27 protein-coding genes, 1 tRNA gene and 1 other RNA gene are annotated in these 26,202 nt (G+C 73.6%); 17 read left to right on the top strand and 12 right to left on the bottom strand.

The features are described 5' to 3' along the window. Positions 1–13 precede the first annotated feature (13 nt). From argG to fdhD, 4 genes are all read right to left on the bottom strand, one after another. Positions 14–1,426 (bottom strand): argininosuccinate synthase, encoded by a 1,413-nt coding sequence (gene argG / locus ACFWN3_RS02610; protein ID WP_377643158.1) that lies wholly within the window; start codon positions 1,424–1,426, stop codon positions 14–16. Positions 1,427–1,501: 75 nt separating this feature from the next. Continuing rightward, entirely contained in the window at positions 1,502–1,807 is a 306-nt protein-coding gene (locus tag ACFWN3_RS02605) for an MTH1187 family thiamine-binding protein (RefSeq protein WP_377643157.1), read from the bottom strand. Continuing rightward, positions 1,807–4,590, bottom strand: a complete 2,784-nt coding sequence (gene aceE / locus ACFWN3_RS02600) for a pyruvate dehydrogenase (acetyl-transferring), homodimeric type (protein ID WP_377643155.1) — start codon at positions 4,588–4,590, stop codon at positions 1,807–1,809. The genes ACFWN3_RS02605 and aceE overlap by 1 nt, the downstream gene beginning before the upstream one ends. A 124-nt stretch (positions 4,591–4,714) precedes the next feature. After that, a complete protein-coding gene (gene fdhD, locus ACFWN3_RS02595; protein WP_377643152.1) occupies positions 4,715–5,542 on the bottom strand; it encodes a formate dehydrogenase accessory sulfurtransferase FdhD in 828 nt (275 codons plus the stop codon). Positions 5,543–5,621: 79 nt separating this feature from the next. On the opposite strand from fdhD, the gene ACFWN3_RS02590 reads away from it, so the two are divergent. The 11 genes from ACFWN3_RS02590 (at position 5,622) to ACFWN3_RS02540 (ending at position 13,615) form a co-directional block, all read left to right on the top strand. Next, positions 5,622–6,158, top strand: coding sequence for a PH domain-containing protein (locus ACFWN3_RS02590; protein WP_377643151.1), 537 nt, complete (start codon positions 5,622–5,624; stop codon positions 6,156–6,158). Continuing rightward, positions 6,155–7,762, top strand: coding sequence for a PH domain-containing protein (locus ACFWN3_RS02585; RefSeq protein ID WP_377643148.1), 1,608 nt, complete (start codon positions 6,155–6,157; stop codon positions 7,760–7,762). Before ACFWN3_RS02590 ends, ACFWN3_RS02585 begins: the two co-directional genes overlap by 4 nt. A gap of 4 nt (positions 7,763–7,766) precedes the next feature. Continuing rightward, entirely contained in the window at positions 7,767–8,210 is a 444-nt protein-coding gene (locus ACFWN3_RS02580; protein WP_377643147.1) for a DUF3052 domain-containing protein, read from the top strand. A 30-nt stretch (positions 8,211–8,240) separates the two neighbouring features. Further along, complete coding sequence (locus ACFWN3_RS02575) at positions 8,241–8,720, top strand: peroxiredoxin (RefSeq protein WP_377643145.1); 480 nt, start codon at positions 8,241–8,243, stop codon at positions 8,718–8,720. Between the two features lie 122 nt (positions 8,721–8,842). After that, a tRNA-Val gene (locus ACFWN3_RS02570) sits at positions 8,843–8,915 on the top strand. Between the two features lies 1 nt (position 8,916). Beyond that, positions 8,917–9,762 (top strand): Nif3-like dinuclear metal center hexameric protein, encoded by an 846-nt coding sequence (locus ACFWN3_RS02565; protein ID WP_377643142.1) that lies wholly within the window; start codon positions 8,917–8,919, stop codon positions 9,760–9,762. Further along, a complete protein-coding gene (locus ACFWN3_RS02560) occupies positions 9,759–10,499 on the top strand; it encodes a zinc ribbon domain-containing protein (protein WP_377643139.1) in 741 nt (246 codons plus the stop codon). Before ACFWN3_RS02565 ends, ACFWN3_RS02560 begins: the two co-directional genes overlap by 4 nt. Then, positions 10,496–11,422, top strand: coding sequence for a reverse transcriptase-like protein (locus tag ACFWN3_RS02555; RefSeq protein ID WP_377643136.1), 927 nt, complete (start codon positions 10,496–10,498; stop codon positions 11,420–11,422). Before ACFWN3_RS02560 ends, ACFWN3_RS02555 begins: the two co-directional genes overlap by 4 nt. Positions 11,423–11,466: 44 nt before the next feature. Continuing rightward, positions 11,467–11,877, top strand: coding sequence for a rhodanese-like domain-containing protein (locus ACFWN3_RS02550; protein ID WP_377643134.1), 411 nt, complete (start codon positions 11,467–11,469; stop codon positions 11,875–11,877). A 2-nt stretch (positions 11,878–11,879) separates the two neighbouring features. Further along, a complete protein-coding gene (locus ACFWN3_RS02545) occupies positions 11,880–13,091 on the top strand; it encodes an O-succinylhomoserine sulfhydrylase (RefSeq protein ID WP_377643132.1) in 1,212 nt (403 codons plus the stop codon). Positions 13,092–13,117: 26 nt separating this feature from the next. Next, positions 13,118–13,615, top strand: a complete 498-nt coding sequence (locus ACFWN3_RS02540; protein WP_377643130.1) for an SRPBCC family protein — start codon at positions 13,118–13,120, stop codon at positions 13,613–13,615. On the opposite strand, the gene ACFWN3_RS02535 is transcribed toward ACFWN3_RS02540, so the two are convergent. Genes ACFWN3_RS02535 through ACFWN3_RS02525 form a run of 3 tightly spaced genes read right to left on the bottom strand, consistent with a single transcriptional unit; the run spans position 13,594 to position 16,387 of the window. Continuing rightward, positions 13,594–14,481 (bottom strand): oxygenase MpaB family protein, encoded by an 888-nt coding sequence (locus ACFWN3_RS02535; RefSeq protein ID WP_377643128.1) that lies wholly within the window; start codon positions 14,479–14,481, stop codon positions 13,594–13,596. The two genes, ACFWN3_RS02540 and ACFWN3_RS02535, sit on opposite strands and share 22 nt — an antisense overlap. Positions 14,482–14,540: 59 nt before the next feature. Beyond that, a complete protein-coding gene (locus ACFWN3_RS02530) occupies positions 14,541–15,644 on the bottom strand; it encodes an SLC13 family permease (protein WP_377643126.1) in 1,104 nt (367 codons plus the stop codon). Continuing rightward, on the bottom strand, positions 15,641–16,387 hold the full coding sequence (locus tag ACFWN3_RS02525) for a YaaA family protein (RefSeq protein WP_377643124.1): 747 nt from the start codon (positions 16,385–16,387) through the stop codon (positions 15,641–15,643). The genes ACFWN3_RS02530 and ACFWN3_RS02525 overlap by 4 nt, the downstream gene beginning before the upstream one ends. Positions 16,388–16,453: 66 nt before the next feature. On the opposite strand from ACFWN3_RS02525, the gene ACFWN3_RS02520 reads away from it, so the two are divergent. The 4 genes from ACFWN3_RS02520 to ACFWN3_RS02505 all read left to right on the top strand — a co-directional run bounded on the left by ACFWN3_RS02520 (position 16,454) and on the right by ACFWN3_RS02505 (position 20,086). Next, positions 16,454–17,902 carry an RNB domain-containing ribonuclease gene (locus tag ACFWN3_RS02520; RefSeq protein ID WP_377643122.1) on the top strand — a complete coding sequence of 483 codons (1,449 nt, stop codon included), beginning with the start codon at positions 16,454–16,456 and terminating at the stop codon, positions 17,900–17,902. Between the two features lie 22 nt (positions 17,903–17,924). Next, an RNA gene (gene rnpB / locus ACFWN3_RS02515) (RNase P RNA component class A) lies at positions 17,925–18,311 on the top strand. Between the two features lie 394 nt (positions 18,312–18,705). Beyond that, positions 18,706–19,404 carry a B12-binding domain-containing protein gene (locus tag ACFWN3_RS02510; RefSeq protein ID WP_377643120.1) on the top strand — a complete coding sequence of 233 codons (699 nt, stop codon included), beginning with the start codon at positions 18,706–18,708 and terminating at the stop codon, positions 19,402–19,404. A 22-nt stretch (positions 19,405–19,426) separates the two neighbouring features. Beyond that, a complete protein-coding gene (locus ACFWN3_RS02505) occupies positions 19,427–20,086 on the top strand; it encodes an MBL fold metallo-hydrolase (RefSeq protein WP_377643117.1) in 660 nt (219 codons plus the stop codon). A gap of 48 nt (positions 20,087–20,134) precedes the next feature. Here the strand turns inward: ACFWN3_RS02505 and ppgK are convergent, their stop codons facing one another. Next, a complete protein-coding gene (gene ppgK, locus ACFWN3_RS02500) occupies positions 20,135–20,914 on the bottom strand; it encodes a polyphosphate--glucose phosphotransferase (RefSeq protein ID WP_377643115.1) in 780 nt (259 codons plus the stop codon). Next, positions 20,911–21,783 (bottom strand): type I methionyl aminopeptidase, encoded by an 873-nt coding sequence (gene map / locus ACFWN3_RS02495; protein WP_377643114.1) that lies wholly within the window; start codon positions 21,781–21,783, stop codon positions 20,911–20,913. Before map ends, ppgK begins: the two co-directional genes overlap by 4 nt. Positions 21,784–21,830: 47 nt before the next feature. Here map and ACFWN3_RS02490 point away from each other — a divergent pair, with 47 nt between their 5' ends. Together ACFWN3_RS02490 and ACFWN3_RS02485 are read left to right on the top strand one after the other, a co-directional pair. Next, entirely contained in the window at positions 21,831–22,040 is a 210-nt protein-coding gene (locus tag ACFWN3_RS02490; protein WP_377643112.1) for a methionine aminopeptidase, read from the top strand. Positions 22,041–22,171: 131 nt separating this feature from the next. Next, positions 22,172–23,710 (top strand): hypothetical protein, encoded by a 1,539-nt coding sequence (locus ACFWN3_RS02485; protein ID WP_377643110.1) that lies wholly within the window; start codon positions 22,172–22,174, stop codon positions 23,708–23,710. 20 nt (positions 23,711–23,730) lie between these two features. Here ACFWN3_RS02485 and ACFWN3_RS02480 read toward each other — a convergent pair whose 3' ends face one another. The 3 genes from ACFWN3_RS02480 to panB are packed head-to-tail and all read right to left on the bottom strand — an operon-like array spanning position 23,731 to position 26,195. Beyond that, the gene (locus ACFWN3_RS02480) at positions 23,731–24,576 is read right to left on the bottom strand and encodes a class I SAM-dependent DNA methyltransferase (RefSeq protein WP_377643107.1); all 846 of its coding nucleotides are present in this window, start codon (positions 24,574–24,576) and stop codon (positions 23,731–23,733) included. Positions 24,577–24,636: 60 nt separating this feature from the next. Next, entirely contained in the window at positions 24,637–25,272 is a 636-nt protein-coding gene (locus ACFWN3_RS02475; protein WP_377643104.1) for a class I SAM-dependent methyltransferase, read from the bottom strand. A 41-nt stretch (positions 25,273–25,313) separates the two neighbouring features. After that, entirely contained in the window at positions 25,314–26,195 is an 882-nt protein-coding gene (panB, locus tag ACFWN3_RS02470; RefSeq protein WP_377643102.1) for a 3-methyl-2-oxobutanoate hydroxymethyltransferase, read from the bottom strand. Between the last annotated feature and the right edge of the window lie 7 nt (positions 26,196–26,202).

Here is a 26,202-nt window from a genome sequence, read left to right as displayed (position 1 = left end):
GTGGAGCGCGACCTCAGTCGGTGCCGGACTCCATCGCGGCCCGGTCGAGGGCGTCGTCGCCCGAGCCCGCGAGCGGGTTCGCCGTGATCTGGGCGGCGCCCCCGGGCTCGAGCTCGCCGACGAGCTCGACGTGCCCGCGGCTCAGCTGGCCCTGCGCGGCGTAGAGCTCGAGCTTGGCGCGGCTGTCGGCGATGTCGAGGTTGCGCATCGTCAGCTGTCCGATGCGGTCCACGGGGCCGAACGCCGCGTCCTCGACGCGCTCCATCGAGAGCTTGTCGGGGTGGTAGCTGAAGTTCTCACCCCGGGTGTCGACGAGGGAGTAGTCGTCGCCGCGTCGCAGCCGCAGGGTGACCTGGCCGGTGACGGCGGAGGCGACCCAGCGCTGGAGGGACTCGCGCAGCATCAGGCTCTGGGGGTCGAGCCAGCGGCCCTCGTAGAGGAGGCGGCCGAGGCGGCGCCCCTCGGCGTGGTAGTTGGCCAGGGTGTCCTCGTTGTGGACCGCGTTGAGGAGGCGCTCGTAGGCGATGTGGAGCAGCGCCATCCCGGGGGCCTCGTAGATGCCGCGCGACTTGGCCTCGATGATCCGGTTCTCGATCTGGTCGGACATGCCGAGCCCGTGGCGGCCGCCGACCCGGTTCACCTCGTCGACGAGGGCGACGGGGTCGAGCTGCACGCCGTTGACGGCCACCGGGCGGCCCTGGACGAAGGCGACCGTGACGTCCTCGGTCTCGATGGCGACCGCGGGGTCCCAGAACTTCACGCCCATGATCGGCTCGACGACCTCCATCGACTCGTCGAGGTGCTCGAGGGTCTTCGCCTCGTGGGTCGCGCCCCAGATGTTCGCGTCGGTGGAGTACGCCTTCTCCTGGCTCGACCGGTACGGCAGGTCGCGCTCGGTGAGCCAGGCGCTCATCTCGTGGCGGCCGCCCAGCTCGGCGACGAACTCGGCGTCGAGCCACGGCTTGTAGATCCGCAGGTTGGGGTTGGCGAGGAGGCCGTAGCGGTAGAACCGCTCGATGTCGTTGCCCTTGAACGTCGAGCCGTCGCCCCAGATCTCGACCTGGTCGGCGTGCATGGCCCGCACGAGCAGCGTGCCGGTGACGGCGCGGCCCAGGGGAGTGGTGTTGAAGTACGTCTTCGTGCCGCTGCGGATGTGGAAGGCGCCGCAGGCCAGGGCCGACAGGCCCTCCTCGACGAGGGCGCTGCGGCAGTCGACGAGGCGGGCGACCTCGGCGCCGTACTGCCCGGCGCGGGTCGGCACCGTGTCGATCTCGGGCTCGTCGTACTGGCCGAGGTCGGCCGTGTACGTGCAGGGCACGGCGCCCTTCTCGCGCATCCACGCGACGGCGACGGAGGTGTCGAGACCCCCGGAGAAGGCGATGCCGACGCGCTCGCCGACGGGCAGGGACGTGAGGACCTTGGACACGATGCAAGAGTATACGGAGTCCTGCATAAGTACCAATCGACCCGGCCGGGAAAGCCGTGGCGGGTGTGGGGTCGGTCAGTCGGCGGCGAGGACGTCCTCGACGCGCTGGACCTTGCCCTCGAGCATCCCGGTGTGACCCGGCCGGACGTCGGCCTTGACGACGAGGGAGACGCGGTCGGCGCCGGCGTCGGTCATCGTGTCGACGCACTCCTTGAGGACGGCCATCACCTCGTCCCACTCTCCCTCGAGCGTCGTGAACATCGACGTCGTCTCGTTCGGCAGGCCCGACTCGCGGACCACCCGCACCGCACCGGCGACGGCCTCGGCGTAGGACCCACCCTCGGCCGAGGTCGCCGGTGCGATGGAGAACGCGAGCAGCATCAGCTGTCGCCGCCCTCGTTGCCCGAGGAGCCGGCGGTGACGTCGGAGAGCCGGTAGCGGCGAGCGGCCTCGAGCGGCACCGACCGCTCGACCTCACCGCGGGCGGCGAGGGCCTGGAGGGCGCGCACCGCCATCGACGGCCCGTCGATGTGGAAGAAGCGACGCGCGGCGGGACGGGTGTCGGAGAAGCCGAACCCGTCGGCGCCGAGGGAGGTGAAGTCGCCCGGGACCCACTGGCGGATCTGGTCCTGGACGGCGCGCATGTAGTCGGACACCGCGATGACGGGGCCCTTGCGGTCGCGCAGCTTCTGGGTGACCCACGGGACCGGTGCCTCGGCCTCGGGCTCGAGGAACGCGGCCTCGTCGCAGCGCAGACCGTCACGCCGAAGCTCGTTCCACGACGTCACCGACCACACGTCGGCGACGACGTGCCAGTCGTTGCGCAGCAGCTCCTGCGCCTCGAGCGCCCACGGCATCCCGACACCCGACGCGAGCAGCTGCACCCGCGGGGCGTCGTCGGCCAGGCCGTCGGTGGAGCCCTCGGCGTAGAGGTAGAGACCCTTGAGCAGCCCCTCCCGGTCGACGTTCTCGGGCTCGGCCGGCTGGACCATGGGCTCGTTGTAGACCGTGAGGTAGTAGATGACGTTGCGCTGCTCGTTCGTCAGCGAGTCGTCGGTGCCGTACATCCGGTGCAGGCCGTCCTGCATGATGTGCGCGATCTCGAAGGAGAACGCCGGGTCGTAGTGCACGACAGCGGGGTTCGTCGACGCCAGGAGCGGGGAGTGGCCGTCGGCGTGCTGGAGGCCCTCACCGGTGAGCGTCGTGCGACCCGCGGTGGCCCCGATGAGGAAGCCGCGCGTCATCTGGTCGGCGGCGGCCCAGATGGAGTCACCGGTGCGCTGGAAGCCGAACATCGAGTAGAAGATGTAGAGCGGGATCATCGGCTCGCCGTGCGTGGCGTAGCTCGAGCCGACGGCGGTGAACGCGGCCATCGAGCCCGCCTCGTTGATGCCGAGGTGGAGGATCTGGCCGTCCTTGGCCTCGCGGTACGCGAGCATCAGCTCGGCGTCGACCGGGGTGTAGTTCTGCCCGTGCGGGTTGTAGATCTTGATCGTCGAGAAGAAGCTGTCCATCCCGAAGGTGCGGGCCTCGTCGGGGATGATCGGCACGATCCGCTTGCCGAACTCCTTGTCGCGCATGAGGTCCTTGAGCAGCCGGACGAACGCCATCGTCGACGCGACGGCCTGCTTGCCCGAGCCCTTCTTCACCTGGGCGTAGGCCGAGTCGTCGGGCAGGTGCACGGTGCCGTGGTCGACCCGCCGCTCGGGGACCCCGCCGCCGAGCTTGGCCCGGCGCTCGAGGGCGTACTTGATGACGTCGTCGTCGGGGCCCGGGTGGTAGTACGGCGCGTTGTAGGGGTCCTTCTCGAGCTGCTCGTCGGTGATCGGGATGTTGAGGCTGTCCCGGAACTTCTTGAGGTCGTCGAGGGTGAACTTCTTCATCTGGTGCGTCGCGTTGCGCCCGGCGAAGCTCTGCCCCAGGCCGTAGCCCTTGATCGTCTTGGCGAGGATGACCGTCGGCTGGCCGGTGTGCTCGAGCGCGCCCTTGTACGCCGCGTAGACCTTGCGGTAGTCGTGGCCGCCGCGCTTGAGCTTCCACCAGATGTCGTCGTCGGACCAGTCGGCGACCATCTTGCGGGTGCGCGGGTCGCGGTCGAAGAAGTGGTCGCGGACGTACCTGCCGTCGTTGGCGCGGAAGGTCTGGTAGTCGCCGTCGGACGTGGAGTTCATGAGGTGCGTGAGGGCGCCGTCGCCGTCGGCGGCGAGCAGCGGGTCCCAGCCGCGGCCCCACACGACCTTGATGACGTTCCAGCCGGCGCCGCGGAAGAAGGCCTCGAGCTCCTGGATGATCTTGCCGTTGCCGCGCACCGGGCCGTCGAGCCGCTGGAGGTTGCAGTTGACGACGAAGGTGAGGTTGTCGAGCTCCTCCTGCGCCGCGAGCTGGAGCAGCCCGCGCGACTCGGGCTCGTCCATCTCGCCGTCGCCGAGGTAGGCCCACACGTGCTGGTCGCTCGTGTCCTTGAGGCCGCGGTTGTGGAGGTACTTGTTGAACTGCGCCTGGTAGATCGCGTTCATGGGCCCGATGCCCATGGAGACCGTGGGGAACTCCCAGAAGTCGTTCATCAGGCGCGGGTGGGGGTAGCTGGGGAGGGCGAGGGGCGAGCCGTCGACGAGGTGCGACTTCTCCTGGCGGAAGCCGTCGAGGCGGTCCTCGCTGATCCGGCCCTCGAGGAAGGCGCGGGCGTACATGCCGGGGGAGGCGTGGCCCTGGAAGAAGACCTGGTCGCCACCGCCGGGGTGGTCCTTGCCGCGGAAGAAGTGGTTGAAGCCGACCTCGTAGAGCGTGGCCGCGGAGGCGTACGTGGAGATGTGGCCGCCGACGCCGATGCCGGGGCGCTGGGCGCGGTGGACGATCATCGCGGCGTTCCAGCGCAGGTACGCGCGGAAGCGGCGCTCGACGTCCTCGTCGCCCGGGAACCACGGCTCCTGCTCGGGACTGATCGTGTTGACGTAGTCGGTCGTGGTCAGCGAGGGGACGCCGACCTGCATCGCGCGGGAGCGCTCGAGCAGGCGCAGCATGAGGTAGCGCGCCCGCATCCGTCCGGGCCCGTCGATGACGGCGTCGAGGCTGTCGAGCCACTCCTGCGTCTCGGCCGGGTCGATGTCCGGCAGGTGAGTGGGGATGCCGTTGAGGATGGGACCGACGTCTTCGCGGGAGGCCACGCGCTCGTCCTTTCGACAGTGACGGTCGCGCCGGTGGGGGCGCGTCTCGCTCCCATCCTTCACCCAGAGAGCGCCGGGTGCCCAATCCGGTTCACGCTACTGACCGGTATGCGGGGACGAGCCCTCAGGAGAGGCGGTCCGGGCGGCTGTAGACCGAGAAGCGCGGCGGCCGGGTGAAGGCGACGAGGGTGATGCCGGCCTCGGTCGCGAGCTCGACCGCGAGCGAGCTGGGCGCGCCCACGGCGACCACCGCCGGCACCCCGGCCATGGCCGCCTTCTGGACGATCTCGAAGCTCGCCCGGGCGCTGACGACGAGAACCGTTGCCGTGAAGGGCAGCTCGCGGCCGCGGGCGACGGCCCCGATGACCTTGTCCACCGCGTTGTGCCGGCCCACGTCCTCGCGCACGGCGAGGAGCTCCCCGTCGGCCGTCGCCAGGCCTGCGGCGTGGACCCCGCCCGTGCGGTCGAACACGGGCTGCCGCGCGCGCAGGGCGTCGGGCAGGGCCGCGACGACACCGGCGTCGATGACGACCCCGTCGTCGGCGACCGCGAAGCGCGAGCGGGTCCGCACCTCGTCGACCGACGCCGAGCCGCACACGCCGCAGGCGCTCGTCATCGACTCGGTCCGCTCGCGCGGGGCGCGGTGCAGCGCCGCGCCCGGGGCGAGGGTCACCTCGACGACGTTGAACGTCGGCGAGCCGTCCTCGTCGACGTCGGTGCAGTGCATGAGGGTCGACACCTCGTCGGCGGCGTGGAGGAGCCCCTCGGTGAGCAGGTGGCCGATGGCGAGGTCGAAGTCGTCGCCGGGGGTGCGCATCGTCGTCGTCAGCGGGTCGGGCCCCACACGGACCTCGAGCGGCTCCTCGACGGCGATGGTGTCGGGACGCTCGACCTGCGCGCCGGAGCCGACGTCCCAGCGGGTGCGGCGCACCCGTGTCGTGACCCGGCCCATGCGCGTCATCCAAACACACGAGGACGCCACGGTCACCGGTGCCGACGACCGCCGGGTCGGCCTCGGGCAGGATGGGGTCATGGCCGACACCGCCCCCGGGCCCGCCGCACCCGTGCCGACCTCCGGTGGGACCCCCGTCGTGACGCTGCGCGGGGGAGACCTGCCGTGGCGGCCGGTCTCCCCGGCGCTGGCCACGGTGCGCCTCGTCGTCCTCGCCGTGACCCTCGCCCCCTTCGCCGTCGCCTGCCTCGTCGTCGGGTTGCTCGTGACGCGATGGGTCCTCCTCGGGCTCCTCGTCCTCCTCGCCGTCGGGCTGTGGGGCACGTGGGTCATCAGGCGCCAGGTCTCGGCCGTGTCGTGGGTCGAGCTCGACGAGGAGATCGTCATCCGCAAGGGGCGCCTGTTCCGCTCGCTCGTCAGCGTCCCGTACGGCCGCCTCCAGTACGTCGACATCCAGTCGGGCCCGCTGGCCCGCGCCCGCGGCATCGCGACGTGCGAGATCCACACCGCCTCGCCCGAGAGCGGCGGCTCGATCCCGGGCCTGCCCGTCGACGAGGCCGAGGCGCTGCGCACGCGGCTCTCGGCGCGCGGCGAGGCCCAGCGGGCGGGTCTGTGAGCGATCCGGTCGGGGCACCCCCCGAGGGCGTCGAGGAGGCTCGGGGGGCGGACGGCGACTGGCAGCGGATGCACCCGCTGTCGCCGCTGCTGCGCGGGGGCGTCGTGCTCATCGCGATCCTCGGCTACGCGCTGTCCCAGATCGGCGACCGCATCCTCTCGGGCTGGGGCCTGGGCTGGGTGACCGGCTCGGACCCCGACGACTCCGGCGAGGCGGGGGAGGCCCTCGTCAGCCACCCGTTCATCGCGCTGGGGCTCGGCGTCCTCCTCCTGGCGGTCGTCGGCCTCGTCAGCTGGGTCGCGTGGCGCTTCACCCGGTTCCGCGTCGCGCCCCACCAGGTCGAGCTGCGCTCCGGGGTGCTGTTCCGGCAGCACCGCCAGGTCCCGTTCGAGCGCGTCCAGGCCGTCGAGCTCTCGCGCCCGATCCTCGCGCGCCTCCTCGGGCTGGCCCAGGTCGTCGTCCAGTCCGCCGGCGGCTCCGACTCGCAGCTGACCCTCGCCTTCCTGCCCCTCGCCCGCGCCGAGGACCTGCGCGACGAGCTGCTCGTCCTCGCCGGCCACAGCGACGAGGACGACCACCACGCGGCCGACGTGGCGCCCGGCTCCGACCCCGTCCGCCCCGCCGCTGCCGGCCCCGTCGCGGCTGCCCCGGCCGGCCGCGACGGCCGACCCGTCCTCGCCGTCCCCAACGGCCGCCTCTTCGTCGCGACGATCCTCCACGGGTCGACGATCGTCCTCGGGGCGCTCGCCGTCGTGGCCCTGCTCGGGGCCGGCATCGAGCGCTTCGGTGCGGTGACGCTCGTCAGCCTTCCCGCGCTCGTGCCGGCGGCCTTCGCCATCGGGATGAACCGGGTCAAGGAGCTCCTCGTCCACGGCAACTTCCGGGTCGCCGACACCGGGACCGGCGTCCGCGTCCAGGAGGGGCTCACCGACCTGCGGACGACGACGATCCCCATCCACCGGGTGCAGGCCGTCGAGCTGATGCAGCCGCTGTGGTGGCGCCCCTTCGGCTGGTGGCGGATCCGCGTCAACGTCGCCGGCGTCGGCTCCGGGGGCGAGGGCGAGGGCCAGAAGGAGACCGTCGTGCTCCCCGTCGGCACCTTCCCCGAGGCCGTCGCCGTCCTCGACGTCGTCGCCCCCCAGGTGACCCCTGACGGCTGGTTCTCCGGGGCCCACGGCGAGGACCACGAGCCGGGCTGGAACCCCGTCTCCACCCGGACCCGGCGCCTCGACCCCTTCACCTGGCGACGCAACGCCTGGCGCCTCGAGGCTGCCGCGGTCCTGCTGCGCTCCGGGCGGTGGAGCCGCAGTGCCGTCGCCGTGCCCCACGCGCGCATCCAGTCGGTGACCCTGCGCCAGGGCTGGCTCGAGGCGCGGCTCGGCGTCGCCTCGGTCCACGTCGTCCCGGCCCCGGGGCCCGTCTCCCCGGACCTGGCCCACCTCGACCTCGCCGACGCCGAGGGCTTCCTCGCCCAGGTGGGGGCACGGGCCCGTGACGCACGTCGCCGTCGGCGCGACATCGGTGGTTCCCTTGCAGACGACCCGTCCGGGTTGGTCAACTTGACCCACCCACCGCAGGAACCCCTTGAGAACGAGAGGCAGTGACCACGTGAACAACGCCGTGCCGCCCCCGGTCGACCCCGGGTCGTCCGGCTCCGGAGTCGCCCAGCGTCTCGGGTTCGCCCGGGACCAGGTGGTCCAGGAGTTCGGTTACGACACCGACGTCGACGACGACTTCCGCTTCGCGGTCGAGGACGTCTGCGGGGCCGAGGTGGAGGACGAGGACTACACCGGTGCGGCCGACGCCGTGCTGCTCTGGTGGCGCGAGGGCGACGGCGACCTCGGCGACGCCCTCGTCGACATGGTCGGGGTCCTCGAGGACGGCGGCTTCGTCGTCCTCCTCACGCCGAAGGCGACGGGCGAGGAGGTCGAGGCCAGCGACATCGACGAGGCGGCGGTCACCGCCGGGCTGCACGCCGCCGGCACGTTCAACCCCTCGAGCGAGTGGCGGGCCCACAAGCTCGTCGCACCCAAGGCCAAGGCCCGACGCTGAGGCACCCCGGCGGCTGGCAGGATGGTCGCCATGACCGCGTCCTCCCTCACCCCCCTCGCCGTCGGAGAGGTGGCGCCCGACTTCACGCTGCGTGACCAGAACGGCGTCGAGGTCTCGCTCGCGGGGCTGACGGCGGAGAAGAACGTCGTCGTGGTCTTCTACCCCTTCGCCTTCTCGGGCATCTGCACGGGCGAGCTCGACGAGATCCGCGACCACCTCGAACGGTTCGTCTCCGACGACCTCCAGGTCGTCTGCGTCTCGACCGACCCGATGTTCTCGCTGCGGGCGTGGGCCGACATCCAGGGCTACTTCTTCCCGCTGCTCTCCGACCACTGGCCCCACGGCGCGGTCACCGAGGCGTTCGGCGTCCTCAACCGCGCCACCGGCGCCCCGGTGCGCGGCACCTTCCTCGTCGACCGCGACCGGGTCGTGCGCTGGACCCTCGTCAACGGCCCGGGGGAGAAGCGCGACTTCTCCGAGCTGCCCTCGCAGGTCGCCGCCCTGTCCTGACCGGCGACCCGACCCGCGTCCGGACCCGCGACGAGACCCGCGTCCTGGCCGGCGCACCCGCGGGCACCTGCCACAATGGCCGCTGGCCGAGCCGCCCCACCCCGGTGCGGGGGCTCGCCGAAGGGCCTGTAGCTCAGCTGGTAGAGCGCCGCGTTTACACCGCGTCGGTCGTCGGTTCGATCCCGGCCGGGCCCACATGAGCGACGACCTGACCCTGCGCGAGGTCCTCGAGGTCGTCGAGCGCCTCTACCCGCCGTCCACCGCCCAGTCGTGGGACCGGGTCGGGCTCGTCACTGGCGACCCGGGCCAGGCGGTGCGGCGCATCCACCTCGCCGTCGACCCGACCCTCGCGGTCGTCGAGGAGGCGCGCGACCTCGGCGCCGAACTCCTCCTCACCCACCACCCCCTGCTGCTGCGGGGCGTCCACGCCGTCGCGACGACGACGGCGAAGGGCGCCACGGTCACCCACCTCGTCGTCGGCGACGTCGCCCTCTACGTGGCGCACACCAACGCCGACGTCGCGCGCGAGGGCGTGAGCGAGGCCCTGGCCGACGCCGCCGGCCTCACGACGACGACCCCGCTCGCCGTCGAGGAGGACCAGCCCGTCGGCCGGGTGGGCGACCTCCCCGAGGCGGTGTCGCTGCGGGCCTTCGTCGAGGCCCTCGCCGACCGGCTGCCCCGCGCCGCCGGTGGCCTGAGGGTCTCCGGCCCGCCGGACGGGCTCGTCCGGCGCGTCGCCGTCCTCGGAGGCGCCGGCGACGACCTCCTCGACGCCGTCCGGACCAGCGGAGCCGACGTCTACGTCACGGCCGACCTGCGCCACCACCCGGTCCTCGAGGCGCGCGAGGAGGCCCGCGGCGGCACGCCCTACCTCGTCGACGCCGGCCACTGGGCCAGCGAGCAGGTCTGGCTGGCCCGGGCCGAGCGGGCGCTGCTCGAAGGGCTCGGGGATCGCGCCGCTAGGGTGGAGACCCACATCAGCACAGTGCGCACCGACCCCTGGACCTTCGTCGTCGGTGCCGACCCCGGAGGAGCCCCGTGAACGCCGAGCCCACGCGCCAGCTGCGGCTGCTCGACCTCCAGGCCATCGACACGCGCCTCGACCAGATCGTCCACGCGCGCGCGCACCTGCCCCAGCTCGCCGAGCTCGCGGACCTCGAGGGCAAGGCCCGCCTCATCGACGACCAGCTCGTCCGCTCGCGCACCGAGCTCGACGACGTCCAGCGCGAGGTCGCCAAGGCCGAGTCCGACGTCCAGCTCGTCCGCGACCGCGCCGCCCGCGACCAGGCCCGGCTCGACGCCGGTACCGGGACCGCGAAGGACCTCCAGGCGATCCAGCACGAGCTGACCTCCCTCGCCCGGCGCCAGTCCGAGCTCGAGGACATCGAGCTCGAGGTCATGGAGCGGGCCGAGGCCGCCGAGTCCGACGTCGGCGAGCTCGAGCGCGGTCGCGGCGAGCTGACGGCGCGGATCTCCGCGCTCGAGACCGACCGCGACAAGGCGCTCGCGACGCTCGACGAGGAGGCGGCCCGCGTCGGCCTGCCGCGGCCGGAGGTCGTCGCCGAGGTCGGCGAGGACCTCGTGACCCTCTACGAGAAGATCCGCGCGTCCTCCGGCGGGACCGGTGCCGCGGCGCTGCGCCAGCGCCGGTGCGGCGGCTGCCAGCTCGAGCTCAACTCGACCGACATCCAGCGGATCCGCAACGCCCCCGAGGACGAGGTGCTGCGCTGCGAGGAGTGCCGCCGCATCCTCGTGCGCACCCCCGAGTCCGGGCTGTGAGCCGCCGGCTCACCGTCGAGGCCGACGGCGGGTCGCGCGGCAACCCCGGCATCGCCGGGTACGGCGCGCTCGTCCGCGACACCGACACGGGAGCCCTGCTCGCCGAGCGGGCCGAGCCGCTGGGGACGGCCTCGAACAACGTCGCCGAGTACCGCGGGCTCATCGCCGGTCTCGAGGCCGCGCTGGCCATCGACCCCACCGCCGACGTCCTCGTGCGGATGGACTCCAAGCTCGTCGTCGAGCAGATGTCGGGCCGCTGGAAGATCAAGCACGAGGACATGCGCCGCCTGGCGCTGCAGGCCCGCGACGTCTCGGCCGACATCAGCGCCGCCGGCGGCTCGGTGACCTACACGTGGATCCCCCGTGAGGAGAACAAGGACGCCGACGCCCTGTCGAACGTCGCGATGGACGGGCAGACCGTCGACCGTCGCCTCGACCGGGAGGATGCCGCCGCGCAGACGGCCGCAACCGCACCGGCGGACGCGTGCGGCTCGGTCCCGACCCTGCCGGGCACCCCGGTCCGCGTCGTCCTCGTGGCGCGTGCCCCGGGCGAGGGCAGCCGCACCGCGGCCGCCGCGGTCGCCCACCTCCTCGGCAGCGCCCCCCGCTGCCTCCTCACGGCGGCCGACGACGCCGCGGTCGAGACCGCCGCCGAGGTCGGTGCGGCGCTGGGTACCGAGGCGGTCGTCGACGCCGCCTGGGACGAGGACGGTGACCTCGTCGAGGCGTGGGACCGGGTCGTCGCCCGCGGCGGCACGACGGTCGTCGTCTGCGCCGCCGACGCGGTGCGCGCCGTCCTCGCCCACCTCCTCGGCGTCCCGGCCGGCCGCAGCGACCGGCTCGCCGTCGCCGCGGGGTCGCTCGCCGGGGTGGAGGTCTGGGCCGACGGCCGGGTCTCGGTGGCCTTCACCAACCGCACCTGAGACGGGCCCGCGCGGCGCTCGGGGGTCCGCCTAGGCTGAAACGCATGAGCTACGCAGGAGACGTCACGCCCGCGGAGGCCTTCGCCGCCGCGTCCGAGGGGGGCGCCCTCCTCGTCGACGTCCGGACCCGCGCCGAGTGGACCTACGTCGGCGTCCCCGACCTCTCCGACTCCGGCCACCGGGTGGCCTTCGTCGAGTGGTCGACCTTCCCCGACGGGCGGGTCAACGAGCGCTTCGTCGACGAGGTCCGCGCCGCCGGCCACACGGAGGGCCGGCCGGTCTACCTCATCTGCCGCTCGGGCGTCCGCTCCGTGGCCGCCGCCACCGCGCTCACCGAGGCCGGGATCGGCCCCGCGTACAACGTCCTCGAGGGTTTCGAGGGACCGCACGACGCCCAGGGCCACCGCACCGTCGCCGGGTGGAAGAACGCCGGCCTCCCGTGGCGGCAGGGCTGAGCATGGGCGCGAGCGACTGGCGTCCGCAGACGCGAGCGGTGCGAGGAGGGCTGTCCCGCAGCGGTTTCGACGAGACTGCCGAAGCCCTCTACCTCACCTCGGGGTTCGTCTACGAGTCGGCCGAGCAGGCCGAGGCCGCGTTCAAGGACGAGGTCGAGCACTACATCTACAGCCGCTACGGCAATCCCACGGTCACGACCTTCGAGGAGCGGATGCGCCTCGTCGAGGGCGCCGAGGCCTGCTTCGCGACGGCCTCCGGAATGGCAGCCGTCTTCACCGCGATGGCCGCCCTCTGCGGAGCGGGGGACCGCGTCGTGTCGAGCCGTGCCCTGTTCGGCTCGTGCTTCGTCATCCTCGACGAGATCCTCCCGCGCTGGGGGGTCGAGACGGTGTTCGTCGACGGCACCGACCTCGACCAGTGGGCCGAGGCGCTCTCGGTCCCGACGACCGCCGTCTTCTTCGAGACCCCGAGCAACCCGATGCAGGAGCTCGTCGACATCGCCGCCGTCAGCGAGCTGGCCCACGCGGCCGGGGCGAGCGTCGTCGTCGACAACGTCTTCGGCACGCCGGTCTTCTCGCACCCGCTGGCCCACGGCGCCGACGTCGTCGTCTACTCGGCGACCAAGCACATCGACGGCCAGGGCCGAGCGCTCGGCGGGGCCATCCTCGGGCCGCGCGACTACGTCGAGGGTCCCGTGAAGAACCTCATGCGGCACACCGGCCCGTCGCTCTCGCCGTTCAATGCCTGGGTCATGACCAAGGGGCTGGAGACGATGGACCTGCGGGTGCGCGCGATGGCCGACGCGACCCTCACCGTCGCCCGCACCCTCGAGGAGTGGCAGGCCGCCGGCCGGGGGCTGCGCCGGGTCGTGTACCCGCACCTGCCGAGCCACCCGCAGCACGAGCTCGCCCTGCGCCAGCTCGAGGGCGGCGCCGGCACCGTCGTGACCTTCGAGGTCGAGGGCGGCAAGGAGCCGGCCTTCGCGCTGATGAACGCGCTGCGCCTCGTCGACATCTCGAACAACCTGGGTGACGCCAAGTCGCTCTCGACGCACCCGGCGACGACCACCCACCGGCGCCTGTCGCCCGAGGACCGCGCCGCGGTGGGGATCACCGACGGGACGGTGCGCGTCTCGATCGGCCTCGAGGACGTCGCCGACCTCCTCGAGGACCTCGACGCCGCGCTCGACGCGGCGGCCGCCGTCCGTGGCTGACCTGTGCGTTTGTTAGCGTCACCGGCATGACCCCCACCCCCGACCAGCTGTCCGTCGAGCGCCTCGTACCCGCCTCGCCCGAGGCGGTGTTCGACCTGCTGGCCGACCCCGCCCGCCACGTCGACATCGACGGGGGCGAGAGCGTGAAGGGCGCGCGCAGCGGTGGGCGCCGGCTCGGCCTCGGCGACCGGTTCGGCATGGACATGCACCTCGGCACCACCTACTCGACCCTCAACACCGTCGTCGAGTTCGAGGAGAACCGCCGCATCGCCTGGCAGACCACGGCCACCGGCCCGCTGTCGAAGGTGCTCGGCGGTCGGATCTGGCGCTACGTCCTCGAGCCCGTCGACGGCGGCACCCTCGTCACCGAGACCTGGGACATCCGCGCCGAGGCGACGCCGAGCAAGCCCTTCGTCCGGCGGATGGCGTCGATGACCCGCCGCAACATGGAGCGCACCCTGGCCCGCATCGAGGAGCTGGCCGGCGGCACCGTCGCCGACCCTCAGGCCTCCGACGCCACCTGACGCTCCTCGGCGACGCCGGCCATCGCCCAGCGCACCCCACGCGTCCCGATCCCGCCGATGCCGCGCGCCGCGACGGCGACCGGACCGAGCACCGGGAGCCGCAGGGCGACCCGGGCCCACACCGGCAGGATCGCGACCCCGCCGGTCGCGATGAGGCCGTAGCCCGGCCGCGCCGCCCACGGCAGCGGCGGGTCGAGCAGGAGGAAGCGCGCGGCGTCGCGCGCCGGGGTCGTCGCCTCGAGCTCGGGACGGAACGCCTCGAGGGCCTCGTGGAGGCCGGCCACCGTGAGGGGCAGGTCGGTCGCGCCGAGCCGCTCCGCCACGACCGCCGACTGGCGCACGTAGGTGTCGGCCTCGTCGGGCGTCAGCGGCTCGTCGGCCCAGCGCTGGAACGCCGTGAGGAAGCCGTACGCCTCGGCGACGTGGACCCACCGCAGGAGGTGGGGGTCCGAGGCCCGGTACGGGCGACCCCTCTCGTCGGTGCCCCGGACGCGCTCGTGGACCGAGCGGACCCGGGCGATCGCGGCCTCGGCGTCCTCGATCGTCCCGAACGTCGTCGTCGCGAGGAATCCGGAGGTCCGCTGCAGGCGACCCCAAGGGTCGCCGCGGTAGCCGCTGTGCCCGGCGACCCCGGCCATCGCGAGCGGGTGCAGCGACTGGAGGAGGAGGGCCGCCACGCCACCGGGGAACATCGCCGCGTCGGCGTGCACCCGCCACACCGGGTCCTCGGGGGTGAACCAGCGCTCGCCGCGCCGGCCCCAGATGACCGCCGCGCGCTCGCTGGCGTCGTCACCCGCGACCCTCGCGCGCAGGGCACGGCCGAGGCGCTGCTGGGGGATGCGGGTGAGGTCGGAGAGGAGTGACACGACCCCATCCAACGTCACGGGAGGGCGTCCCCGGGCACCGCGGCGGGGTTTGTCGAAGGTCAGGCGACCACCGCGAGGGACAGCGCGCCCGCCATGACCGACAGGACGGCACACGCGGCACCCGCCGGGACGAGCCAGCGCCACGACACCGCGACCCCTGCGGTCCGGCAGCGCTGGAGCCACAGGAGCGTGGCGAGCGAGGCCCACGGCGTCACGAGCGGGCCCGCGTTCACCCCGACGAGGAGCGCCATGAGGCGCACCGGGGCGTCGGCGACGACCGGCTCGACGACGAGGTAGGCCGGCAGGTTGTTGACGACGTTGGCGAGGACCGCCCCGACCGCGGCGATGCCGAGGAGGGCGCCCGTGCCCCCGCCGGTCGGCACGACGGCCGCGACGACGGCGGTGAGGCCGCGTCCGTGGAGCACCTCGACGACGACCGACACCGCGACGAAGCCGGTGGCCATCAGCCACGGGACCGGGAGTCCGCGCAGCAGCTCGGGGGCCCGCCGGCGCGCCACCACGACGAGCACCGCCGCGGCGACGAGGGACACGGCCCACGGCGGGGCGCCGAGCGCGAAGAGCGGGCCGAGCGCGAGGCACACCGCACCCGCCCAGCGCAGGAGCACGGGGTCGTGGGGGTCGGGAGGGGGGTCGACCGCGTACCGGGCGCGCAGCGTGCGCAGGTGCAGCGCGGCGACGAGGACGAGGGTGGCGAGGACGCAGGCGAGCGCGGGGACCCAGGCCAGGCGCACGAAGTCGGCGTGCCCGAGGCCGAGCCGGCCGAAGGTGTGCAGGCCGAGCAGGTTCGTGAGGTTGGAGACGGGGAGCAGGAGGGACCCGGTGTTGGCCACCCAGAGCGTCGTCACCGCGAAGACCCGGGGGTCCAGCCCCACCTGGCGGGCCACCGCGAGCCCGACCGGTGTCAGCAGCACCGCCGTCGTGTCGATCGAGAGGACGACGGTGCACAGGACCGCCAGGGCCGCGAAGAGCACCCACAGCGCCCACGCCCGGTGCCGGCCCCAGTGCGCGACGCGGTGGCCGGTGACGTCGAAGACCCCGGCGCGCTCGGCGACCTCGGCCGCGACGGTGATCGCGAGGAGGAAGACGACGACCGAGCCGAGGCGCTCGGCGAGGGCGAGGGCCGCCCCGTCGGCGAGCGTCACGGGGCGGTGACGTCGAGGACCCAGGGGGCCCCGGTGCGCTCCGGCTCGTGGAGGTCGACCTCGAAGGCGCCGGCGACGACGTCGGCGAGGGCGGGGACCGACCGGGGAGCCACCCCCGCGACGCAGAGGTGCCGGGCGACGAGCCCGCGGGTGTGCTTGGCCATGTGGCTCGCGCCGGGGACCCGCACCTGGACCCAGCGGTGCGCGAGGTCGCGGCCGGGGCGCCAGGCGGCCGCGTACGCGGCGGAGCGGCAGTCGACGACGACCCCGCGGCCCACGGCCTCGGGGAGCACGGCGTCGAGGGCGGGACGCCATGCGCCGGCCAGCGGTCCGACGCCGGGGAGGCTGACGCCCATCGACAGCCGGTAGGCCGTGATCCGGTCGGTGGGGCGCACGGCCCCGTGCAGCGCCGACACGACGACGAGCCAGCGGTTGGCGCGCCGGCGGGCGGCGGTGTCGAGCGAGGCGAGGTCGAGGGCGTCGTACAGCACCCCGGTGTAGACGTCGGCGGCGGGCGTCGCGGGGGCGCTGTCGAGGGTGAGGTTGCGGGCGACCTCGTCGCGCAGGCCCTCGGTGACGCCGAGGACCTCGAGGACGTCGGGGGAGCGGCTGGCCTCGGCGAGGGCGGCGGCGACGCGCTCGCGGGTGGGCGCCAGGGTGGGGAAGGACCACGTCGACGGGTCGGCCGGTCTCCCGCGGCGACGGTTCGACTTCGACTCCGACGGCGGGAGCAGGATCAGCACCGGGACAGCCTAGGCCGGTGACCTCGGGGCGCGTCTCGCGGCCCACGGCGGGTTAGGTTGGTCGACGTGCCGCACCCCAGGGTCGTCCTCGCCCCCACCGACGCCGATGTCCCCCAGGGGAGCCTCGAGGCTCTCCGTGACCGGTTCGAGGCGGTGCGCGCCGAGCTCGACCTCTCGCTGGAGTACCCCGCCGACGCGCTCGCCGAGGCCCAGCAGGTGGCGGCCTCCCCGCCCTCCCTGCCGGAGCGCGACGAGACCGACCTCCCGTTCTTCACCATCGACCCGCCCGGGTCGATGGACCTCGACCAGGCGATGCACCTCGAGCGCGACGGCGACGGCCACCGGATCCGCTACGCCATCGCCGACGTCCCGGCGTTCGTCGTCCCCGGAGGCGCCCTCGACCGGGTCACCCGCGAGCGGGGCCAGACCGTCTACTGCCCCGACGTGCGCGTGCCGCTCCACCCCGAGGTGCTCTCCGAGGACGCCGCCAGCCTGCTGCCCGACGTCGTGCGCCCGGCGTTCGTCTGGGACCTCCGCCTCGACGGCGAGGGCGTCATCACGGCCGCCGAGGTCCACCGCGCGATGGTCCGCAGCGTCGAGCGCCTCGACTACGACACGGTGCAGGCCGCCGTCGACGCGGGGACCGACGACGACCGCTTCCTCATGCTCCGCGAGATCGGCCGGCGCCGGATCGCCCAGGAGAAGGCCCGCGGCGGTGCGAGCCTGCCGATGCCCGAGCAGCAGGTGCGCCAGCGCGAGGACGGGGGGTTCTCCCTCGAGTTCCGGCCGCCGGTCGCCGCGGAGGAGTGGAACGCCCAGATCTCGCTCGCGACCGGGATGGCCGCCGCGACGATGATGGTCGACGCCGGCATCGGCATCCTGCGCACCATGCCGGCCCCCACCGAGGACGCGCTGGCCCGGTTCCGCCGGGCGGCCCGTGGCCTCGGGGTGGAGTGGCCCGAGGGCCAGTCCTACGGCGACCTCGTCCGCGCGCTCGACCGGACCGACCCGCGCCACCTCGCCCTCATCCACGAGGCGACGACGCTCTTCCGAGGGGCCGGGTACACGGCGTTCGACGGGCCTGCCCCCGACGAGCGCGAGCACGCGGCCGTCGCCGCGCCGTACGCGCACGTGACGGCGCCGCTGCGCCGGCTGGTCGACCGCTTCGCCCTCGTCGTCTGCGAGGCGGTCTCGCGGGGCGACCAGGTCCCCGACGAGATCCGCGCCGCGCTGCCCGGGGTCCCCGAGCTCATGGCGGCCTCCGACCGCCTCGCCCGCTCCGCCGAACGTGCCTGCGCCGACGCGACCGAGGCCGCCCTGCTCCACGGGCGCGAGGGCGAGACCCTCCGGGCCGTCGTCGTCGACCACGCCGAGAAGGGCATGGACGTCCAGCTCGTCGACGTGCCGGTGCTGGCCCGCGTCACGGGCGAGCGGGCCGCCCTCGGGTCCGAGGTCGAGGTGCGCCTGGAGCGCGCGGACGTCGCCGCCGGGCAGGTCGTCCTCGTCCGGGCCTGACCACCCCTAGACTGGCCGCGGACGAGTCGGGCGGACGGTCGCGTCGGTGGGCAACCACCGCCGAGGAAGGTCCGGGCTCCGAAGGGCAGGATGGTGGCCAACAGCCACCCGGGGTGACCCGCGGGACAGTGCCACAGAGAACAGACCGCCGCTCCACCGGTGCGAACCGGGGGAGCGGTAAGGGTGAAACGGTGGTGTAAGAGACCACCAGCGGCCTGGGTGACCAGGTCGGCTCGGTAAACCCCATCCGGAGCAAGCCCAGACAGTGTGCGCTCGAGGGCGGCCCGCCCGAGCACACGGGTAGGGCGCTGGAGGTGGTCGGCAACGGCCACCCGAGATGGATGACCGTCACCGCGCCGCCGGCAACGGCGGCGCGGGACAGAACCCGGCCTACAGCCCGACTCGTCCCCCGGCCCGTGGATGACCAGGTCATCCGGGTCCGGACAGCGGTCGACCCCGGTGCGTCGGTTTGGTGTCGCCGCGGGCAGGGGGAACGCGGCGACTCCGGCGCACCGGGGTCGTTGACCGGACTGGTGCCGGTCGGCGGTCGACGTCTGGTGCAGGGGGGTCCGTCGGTCGACCTGAGGAGGACTCTGCCAGCCGGGACGGCGGTCACGACGACTTTTTCCACGCGCATCGTCCGAACGGCGGACCGGTCCGGCCGAGTGGACGAGGGAGCACCCGCATGTTCCCGGGCCCACCGGGTACCCTGACCTGCGACAACCCGGGAGCGATCGGCCGCCACGGGGCACGGTGTGCCCCACCGAGCTCGCGTGGAGATCCGTCGAACCGGGAGGACGTCGATGAGCGAGTCGGCTCCCTTCAGCCACGACGTCGCCCGGACCACCGTCATGGCCGCGGTGCGCGACCTCGACGGCACGACGGTGCGCGACGCGCTGCTCCAGTCCCTCCTCGTCGCCGGCGTCGACGACACCGTGACCCGCGTCATCATGCCGGTGCTCAAGGAGGTCGGCGACGGCTGGGAGAGCGGCGAGCTCGGAGTGCTCCACGAGCACTTCGTCTCCAGCGCGTTCCGCGGTGTGCTCGGCGAGCTGCGGATGCCGGTGGAGGGCGCCCAGGTCCGCACCGTGGTCCTGGCGTGCCCGCCCCACGAGCTGCACGACCTCCCCCTCGAGCTGTTCGGTGCCATGCTCCACGCCCGGTGGTGGCGCGTCGTCAGCCTCGGCGCGAACACGCCGATGACGGCCATCGCCGATGCCGTGCGCTTCCTCGGCGCCGACGCCGTCGTCCTCGCGGGGGTGCGGCGCTCGGCGTTCGAGTCGCGGACCCCGTCCCTCACCCGCCTGGGCTCGCGGGTGCCCGTCTTCCTCGCGGGGGAGGGCGCCCACGCCCTGCCGGCCGCGCCGCCGTCGACGACGGTGCTGCCTCGCGACCTGCGGCTGGCCGCGATCACCGTCGACGCCGTCGGGAGCGCCGCTCCGCCGCAGGCGCCCACGGCGCAGGGTGCTGCGAACGGGGACGCCGAGCCGGCCGTCGGCTGAGATTCGGCCCTACGGTGGGGTCATGCTGATCACCCACCTCGGTCACGCCTGCCTCCTCGTCGAGATGGCCGACACCCGGATCCTCGTCGACCCCGGCACGTTCGCCGACGACCTGTCGGAGGTCCGCGACCTCGACGCGGTCCTCGTCACCCACCAGCACCCCGACCACCTCGACCCCGACCGCTTCCCGGCGCTGGTCTCGGCCAACCCGCGTGCGGTCGTTCTCTGCGACCCCCAGAGCGTCGAGGTCCTCGGCAGGCTCGGCGTCGAGGCGCGGGAGCACGCCGGCACGGCGAGCACCGTCGGAGGGGTGACGGTGACCCCCTTCGGCGACCAGCACGCCCTCATCCACGACGACATCCCGCGGATCAGCAACGTCGGGGTCCGTCTCGACGCCGAGGGCGAGCCGTCGTTCTTCCACCCGGGTGACGCCCTCGACGCCGACCCGGGCGACGTCGACGTCCTCGCGTTCCCGCTCCAGGCCCCGTGGCAGCGCAGCCGCGACATGACGGCGTTCCTCCGCCGCCTCGGGTCGAGGCACGCCGTCCCGGTGCACGACGGGCTGCTCCAGCCGCGGGGCCGCCAGCTCTACCTCGGGCAGGCCGGCCAGCTCGGCTCACCCGACACGACGGTCCACGACCTCGCGGGTCGGGGCGCGACGGAGTTCCGCGCGGGGGAGTAGCGCCGGCGCCCGGGTGTCGGCCCGGCCGGGCGTCGGCCCGGCCGGACCTCAGGTGGTGTGGCGCCCGCGCTCGTTCTGCACGCCGGTCGCGAGGACGGCGGCGCCGATGATGCCCGCCTTGTTCTTCAGCTTCGCCGGGATGATCTTGGTGCGGAGGTCGAGCAGGGGCAGGAACTCGTCGGAGTCCTTGGACACCCCGCCGCCGACGACGATGAGGTCCGGCCACAGCAGGTCCTCGAGCCGGCGGTAGTACACCTGGAGCCGCTCGGCCCACTGCGGGTAGGTGAGCTCCTCACGGGTCTTCGCCGACGAGGCGGCCATCGTCTCGGCGTCGACGCCGTCGATCTCGAGGTGCCCGAGCTCCGAGTTCGGCACGAGGACACCGCGGTTGAAGATGGCGGTGCCGATGCCGGTCCCGAGCGTGGTGAGGATGACGAGGCCCTCGTGGCCCTTGGCCGCGCCGTAGTGGAGCTCGCCGACCCCCGCGGCGTCGGCGTCGTTGACGACGACGACGTCGTGCTGGAGGCGGTCCTCGAGCAGCTTCTCGATCTCGCAGCCGATCCACGACTTGTCGATGTTCGCCGCGGTCTTGACGACACCGTGCTGGACGACGCCGGGGATCGTCACCCCGATGGGGGAGTCGCTGCGGACCTCGTCGAAGTGGTCGACGACCTGGGCGATGACGTCGCAGACCGCCTCGGGGGTCGAGACCGCCGGGGTGTCGATGCGCAGCCGCTTCTGGGCGAACTCGCCCTTGTCGAGGTCGACAGGGGCGCCCTTGATGCCGCTGCCGCCGACGTCGATGCCGAGGGGGTGTCCAGTGCTCATGGTGCGTCTCCCTGGGTGAGGATCTCGGGTCCGTGGTCGGTGACCAGGATCGTGTGCTCGAACTGTGCCGACCGGCGCCGGTCCTTGGTGACGACCGTCCACCGGTCGTCCCACATGTCCCACTCCGGCGTGCCGAGGTTGAGCATCGGCTCGACGGTGAAGGTCATGCCCGCCTCGATGATGGTGTCGTACCTCGGCGCCGCGTCGTAGTGCGGGACGACGAGACCGCTGTGGAACGCGCTGCCGATGCCGTGGCCGGTGAAGTCGCGCACGACCCCGTAGCCGAACCGCTTCGCGTAGCTCTCGATGACCCGGCCGATGACGTTGACCTCTCGGCCGGGGCGCGCGGCCCGGATGCCGCGCATCATCGCCTCCTTCGTCCGCTCGACGAGAAGCCGTGACTCCTCGTCGACGTCCCCGACGAGGTAGGTGGCATCGGTGTCCCCGTGGACGCCACCGATGAACGCGGTGATGTCGATGTTGACGATGTCGCCGTCCTCGAGGCGTCGGTCGTCGGGGATCCCGTGGCAGACGACCTCGTTCACCGACGTGCACAGCGACTTCGGGAAGGCCTTGTAGCCCAGCGTCGACGGGTAGGCGCCGTGGTCGAGGAGGAACTCGTGCCCGACGCGGTCGATCTCGTCGGTGGTGACGCCGGGCTCGATGACGGCGGCGGCCGCGGCCATCGCGTTCGCGGCGATCCGGCCAGCGACGCGCATCCGCTCGATCGTCTCGGCGTCCTTGACCTCCGGCCCGGTGTAGCGGGCGGGTGCGGGTCTGTCGACGTACTCGGGTCGCTCGATGCTCGCCGGAACGGGTCGTCGTGGAGAGACCGTCCCCGGAGCGACGGAGGCGTACGTCAACGGCATACGGTGAGTCTAGGCACGAGCGCAGCACCCATTCGAGGAGGAACCCGATGCCCTACTGGTACAACGTCGACTCCGGCCAAGTCGAGACCGACGACAACCGCAGCCAGGACGCCAACGTCATGGGTCCCTACGACAGCCAGGAGGCCGCCGCGAACGCCCTCCGGTCGGCCCGTGAGAACACCGAGAAGTGGGACCGCGAGGACAAGGAGTGGGGCGAGGGCGGCGGCGCCTGGGATCCCGAGTCACAGGAGGACTGAGCCCGGCACGTCGACGTGCTCTTCTGCGCGTGGCTGTCCTGAGCACACCGGGTCCGCGAATGCTGTTCTGCTGCAGGCGAACACCTGGGGATGAACACCGCGCATCGAACAGGTGTGCGATATGATGGAGCATGGACTCAGGGACCATCGGCAACCGCCTCGCGGCGCTGCGTGAGCAGTGCGCGGGGCTGGGGCGTGAGGTCGCCGAGTCCGGCCGTGGGTTGACGGCCGAGGAGGCGTTCGAGCTCGCCGGGGCCGCGCAGGGGCTGGCGAACAGCGCCGACGCCCTGGTCGCGGTGCTGGGGGCGTGGGGCGCGCGGGTGGAGACGACGCTGACCGCGCACGGGCCGGTGGAGCGGGTGCACCCGGTGGGGTTCGTCGACGCGATGGCCGCCACCGAGATGTCCCTGGCCACGGGTCTGACCGACGGGGTCGCGGGGCGCAAGGCCGCGCTCGGTGCCGCGGTGGGGCAGCGGTTCCCGCTCCTGCGGGAGCGGTTCGTGGCGGGGGAGGTTCCCGCGGTGTCGGTGCACGAGGTCCTCGACGCGTGCGCCGGCCTCGACCTCGACGCGTGCGCCGCTGTCGACGCCATCCTGGCGCCGGGGATCGGTGGATGTGACCCCGCCCGGGTGGCCACGGCGGCACGGCACGCAGCGGGTCGGGTCGCGGCGCAGCAGGTCGCCGCGCACGCCGCGCTGACCCGTCGAGGGCGCACGGTCGAGGTCCGCCCGGGTGAGGACGGGCTCACCTCATGGTGGGCGCTGCTGCCCACGGCGACGAGTGCGGCGGCGTGGGCAGCGGTCGACACCCTCGCCGGTGAGTACCGCGCCGGTGACGACACCCTCACGCTCGACCAGGCCCGCGCCGACGCGTTCGGTGACCTGCTGCTGCGCAACGTCACGGTCAACGCGACGGTGACCCTGGGGGTGCCGGTCGTCGCCGACAGCACGACCGCGGCTCCGACGTACGGGCCCGGCACGGCCGACCGGGTCGACTGGGCCGCCGACGACCTCGTGCGCTGCCCCGACAGCGGGGACCTCGTGTCGGCGGGGACCCTGAGCCCCGCGGCGCGTGAGCACGTCTCGATCGTGCACGTTCCTGCCGTCGACGACCCCTGTGGCGGCGCCGGCGCGGTCGTGGACCACCGCCACACGCAGCAGGCCGTCGTCGACGGCCACACCGTCTCGGGCACCGCACTGCCCGGCATCGGATGGGTCGACGCCGGCACCGTCGCCGCCCTCCTGGCCACCGTGCCCCTGCACGTGGCCCGGGCCGTGCTGGACGCCGAGACAGGCGCCCTGACCTCCCTCACCACCCACGCCTACCGACCTCCACCCGTGATGCGCGAGCTGGTCCGCACCCGCGACGGCACCTGCCGCATGTGGGCCTGCACCCGCGCGGCGATCCACGCCGACCTCGACCACACCCGCCCCTGGCCCGGTGGCCCCACGACCCCGGCCAACCTCGTGTCCCTCTGTCGGCGCCACCACCGGATGAAGCAGCGCGGCCGATGGCGCCCCACGCTCGAGCCCGAAGGCACGCTCACCTGGACCAGCCCCGCCGGCACCGTCCGCACCACCGAGCCCGCCCACCGCGTCGTACCCGCCTCCGCCACGACGGTCGGCGCAGGCGCGACCGCCGGCGGCCACCTCGACCCCCCACCGTTCTGACGCAGGGGTCGGCCGGGCGGTCAGCGGTCGACGACCCAGGAGGCCGCCGCCGACGGCACGCCGGTGTCCACGATCGACTCCACGGCGTCGAGGGCGCTCCACCTCTCCGCCACGGCCGGACGCCACCGCTGGGCGGGCCGGCGCCAGACGGAGACGTGGCTCTCGCTGTCGCCCGTGAACGGGGCGCCGTGCCAGTCCCCCCACCGCGACTCGCGCTCCAGACCGGCGAGCTGCGCCATGAGGTCGCACTCCTCCGGCCAGACGTAGCGGTAGTGGTGGACGCCGTACCGGAAACCGCCGTCGGCCTCTCGCGTGTAGTGGTGCGACGTCCCCTGCTGGCCGACGAGGTCGTAGGTGTCGAAGCCGAGGTGATCCTCGCCGACGTCGAACGGGACGGCGGTCTGCCCGGGCGGCAGCCGGCGCAACGACGGGACGCCGATCTCGACGAGGAACCGGCCACCGGGCGCCAGGTGGCGGGCCGCGTTGCGGAAGCACGCCACCTGCTCGGCCTGCGTGCGCAGGTTCCCGAGGGTGTTGAAGACGAGGTAGACGAGCGAGAAGGAACCGTCGCCGGGAACGGTCGCCGTGGCCATGTCGCCGACGACGACGGGGAGGTCGGGCGACTTCGCGTGCAGCCGGTCGACCATCGGCTGCGACAGCTCGATGCCGCTCACCGCGAGCCCGCGCGCGGCCAGCGGGACGGCAACCCGCCCGGTGCCCACGGCGAGCTCGAGAACGGGCCCGTCACCCGCCAGCGCGGCGAGGCGGTCGACGGTGGGGTCGAGCACCTCGGGGGCGAACATCGCCGCCGACGCCTCGTCGTAGCGTGCCGCCGTCTCGGCCGTCCAGAGGTCGCTGCTCGTCATCGACCCACCCTGACCCGCCCCAGGTGGTGGGCGCCACCGGGTTTCCCGGAGGCGCCGACGTCAGCCGGCGCGGCGGCGGTGGACGGTGACGGCGTAGTCGTCCCCGTCGACGAACGGCTGCTTGTCCCACGTGGCCCAGCGGCCGATGAAGGCCAGCCCCGCGGCGTCGGCGAGGCGGTCGTAGCCGCGCAGGTCGACCCGGGCGGCGGCCTCCGGCAGTGAACCCGGCAGCCCGAACCCGGCGACGAGGTACCCGCGCGGTGCCAGGTGGGCCGCGAGGCGTTCGAGGGTCGCCCCGAGGGTGCCGTCGGCGAGGTAGGGCACGACGTTGCCGGCCATGACGACGCAGTGGAACTCCTGCTCGGTGCGCAGGTCCATCCGCGAGAGGTCGGCGACGACGAAGCGCGTGTCGACGTCCTCGGAGCGCGCGATGGCGACGAGGTCCGGGTCGGCGTCGACGCCGATCGCGGTGTGCCCCAGCCGGGTCAGCTCGGAGGCGACGCGCCCGAACCCGCACCCGGCGTCGAGGACCCGCGAGGGCGGTGGGACGAGCTCGGTGACGAAGCGAGCCTCCGCGTGGAGGTCCTCACCGGCTCGTTCGAGGTCGAGGAAGCGGCGCCGGTACGCGGCGGCCGCCTCAGGCCCGCTCTGGAGGGCCGACCAGCGCGTGGGCGACGGGGCGTTCGGGGTGTCCATGGGCCACATGCCGGTTCGACGTCCTCTCGGTCCGCGGGGTTTCAGGCGTCGAAGGAGTGCTCGGCCGCCGGGAAGCTCCCGTCGGCCACCTCGGCGGCGTAGGCGGCCGCCGCGTCGTGGAGCGACCCGCGCAGGTCGGCGTACTTCTTGACGAACCGCGGGGCCCGGCCGCCGCGCAGCCCGGCCATGTCCTGCCAGACGAGGACCTGGGCGTCACAGTGCGGACCGGCGCCGATGCCGATCGTCGGGATGCGCAGCGCCTCGGTGACCCGGGCCGCCGCCGGTGCCGGGACCATCTCCATGACGATGGCGAAGCACCCGGCCTCCTCGAGCGCCAGCGCGTCCTCGAGCAGCTTGTCGGCCCCGGACCCGCGGCCCTGCACCTTGTACCCGCCGAGGACGTGCTCGCTCTGCGGGGTGAAGCCGATGTGGCCCATGACGGGGATGCCGGCGCGCACGAGGAGCTCGACCTCGGGGACCATCGGCTTGCCCCCCTCGAGCTTGACCGCGTGCGCGAGGCCCTCCTTCATGAACCGGGTCGCCGTCGCGAGGGCCTGCTGCGGGCTCGCCTGGTAGGACCCGAACGGCAGGTCCGCGACGACCATCGCGTGCCGGGCCGCGCTCGTCACGGCCTTGACGAGGGGGACGAGGTGGTCGACGGTCACCGGGACGGTCGTCTCGAAGCCGTAGACGTTGTTGCCCGCGCTGTCGCCGACGAGCAGGACGGGGATGCCGGCCTCGTCGAAGATCTCGGCGGTGTACATGTCGTACGCCGTGAGCATCGCCCACCGCTCGCCGCGCTCCTTCATCTGGAGCAGGTGCGGGATCCGGACGCGGCGCTGCGGTGCCGCCTGCGCCCCGGTGCCGTAGGGCGCCGTGGTCTCCGGCACAGGGGTGGGGGAGGACGGCGTCGGCTCGCTCATGCCCCCA

It is taken from the genome of Oryzobacter terrae, assembly GCF_042756445.1.
GTDB classification, from domain to species: Bacteria; Actinomycetota; Actinomycetes; order Actinomycetales; family Dermatophilaceae; genus Oryzobacter; species Oryzobacter terrae.
The sequence above is the reverse complement of the archived record's forward strand: the minus strand, read 5'-3'. Positions and strand labels throughout refer to the sequence as shown.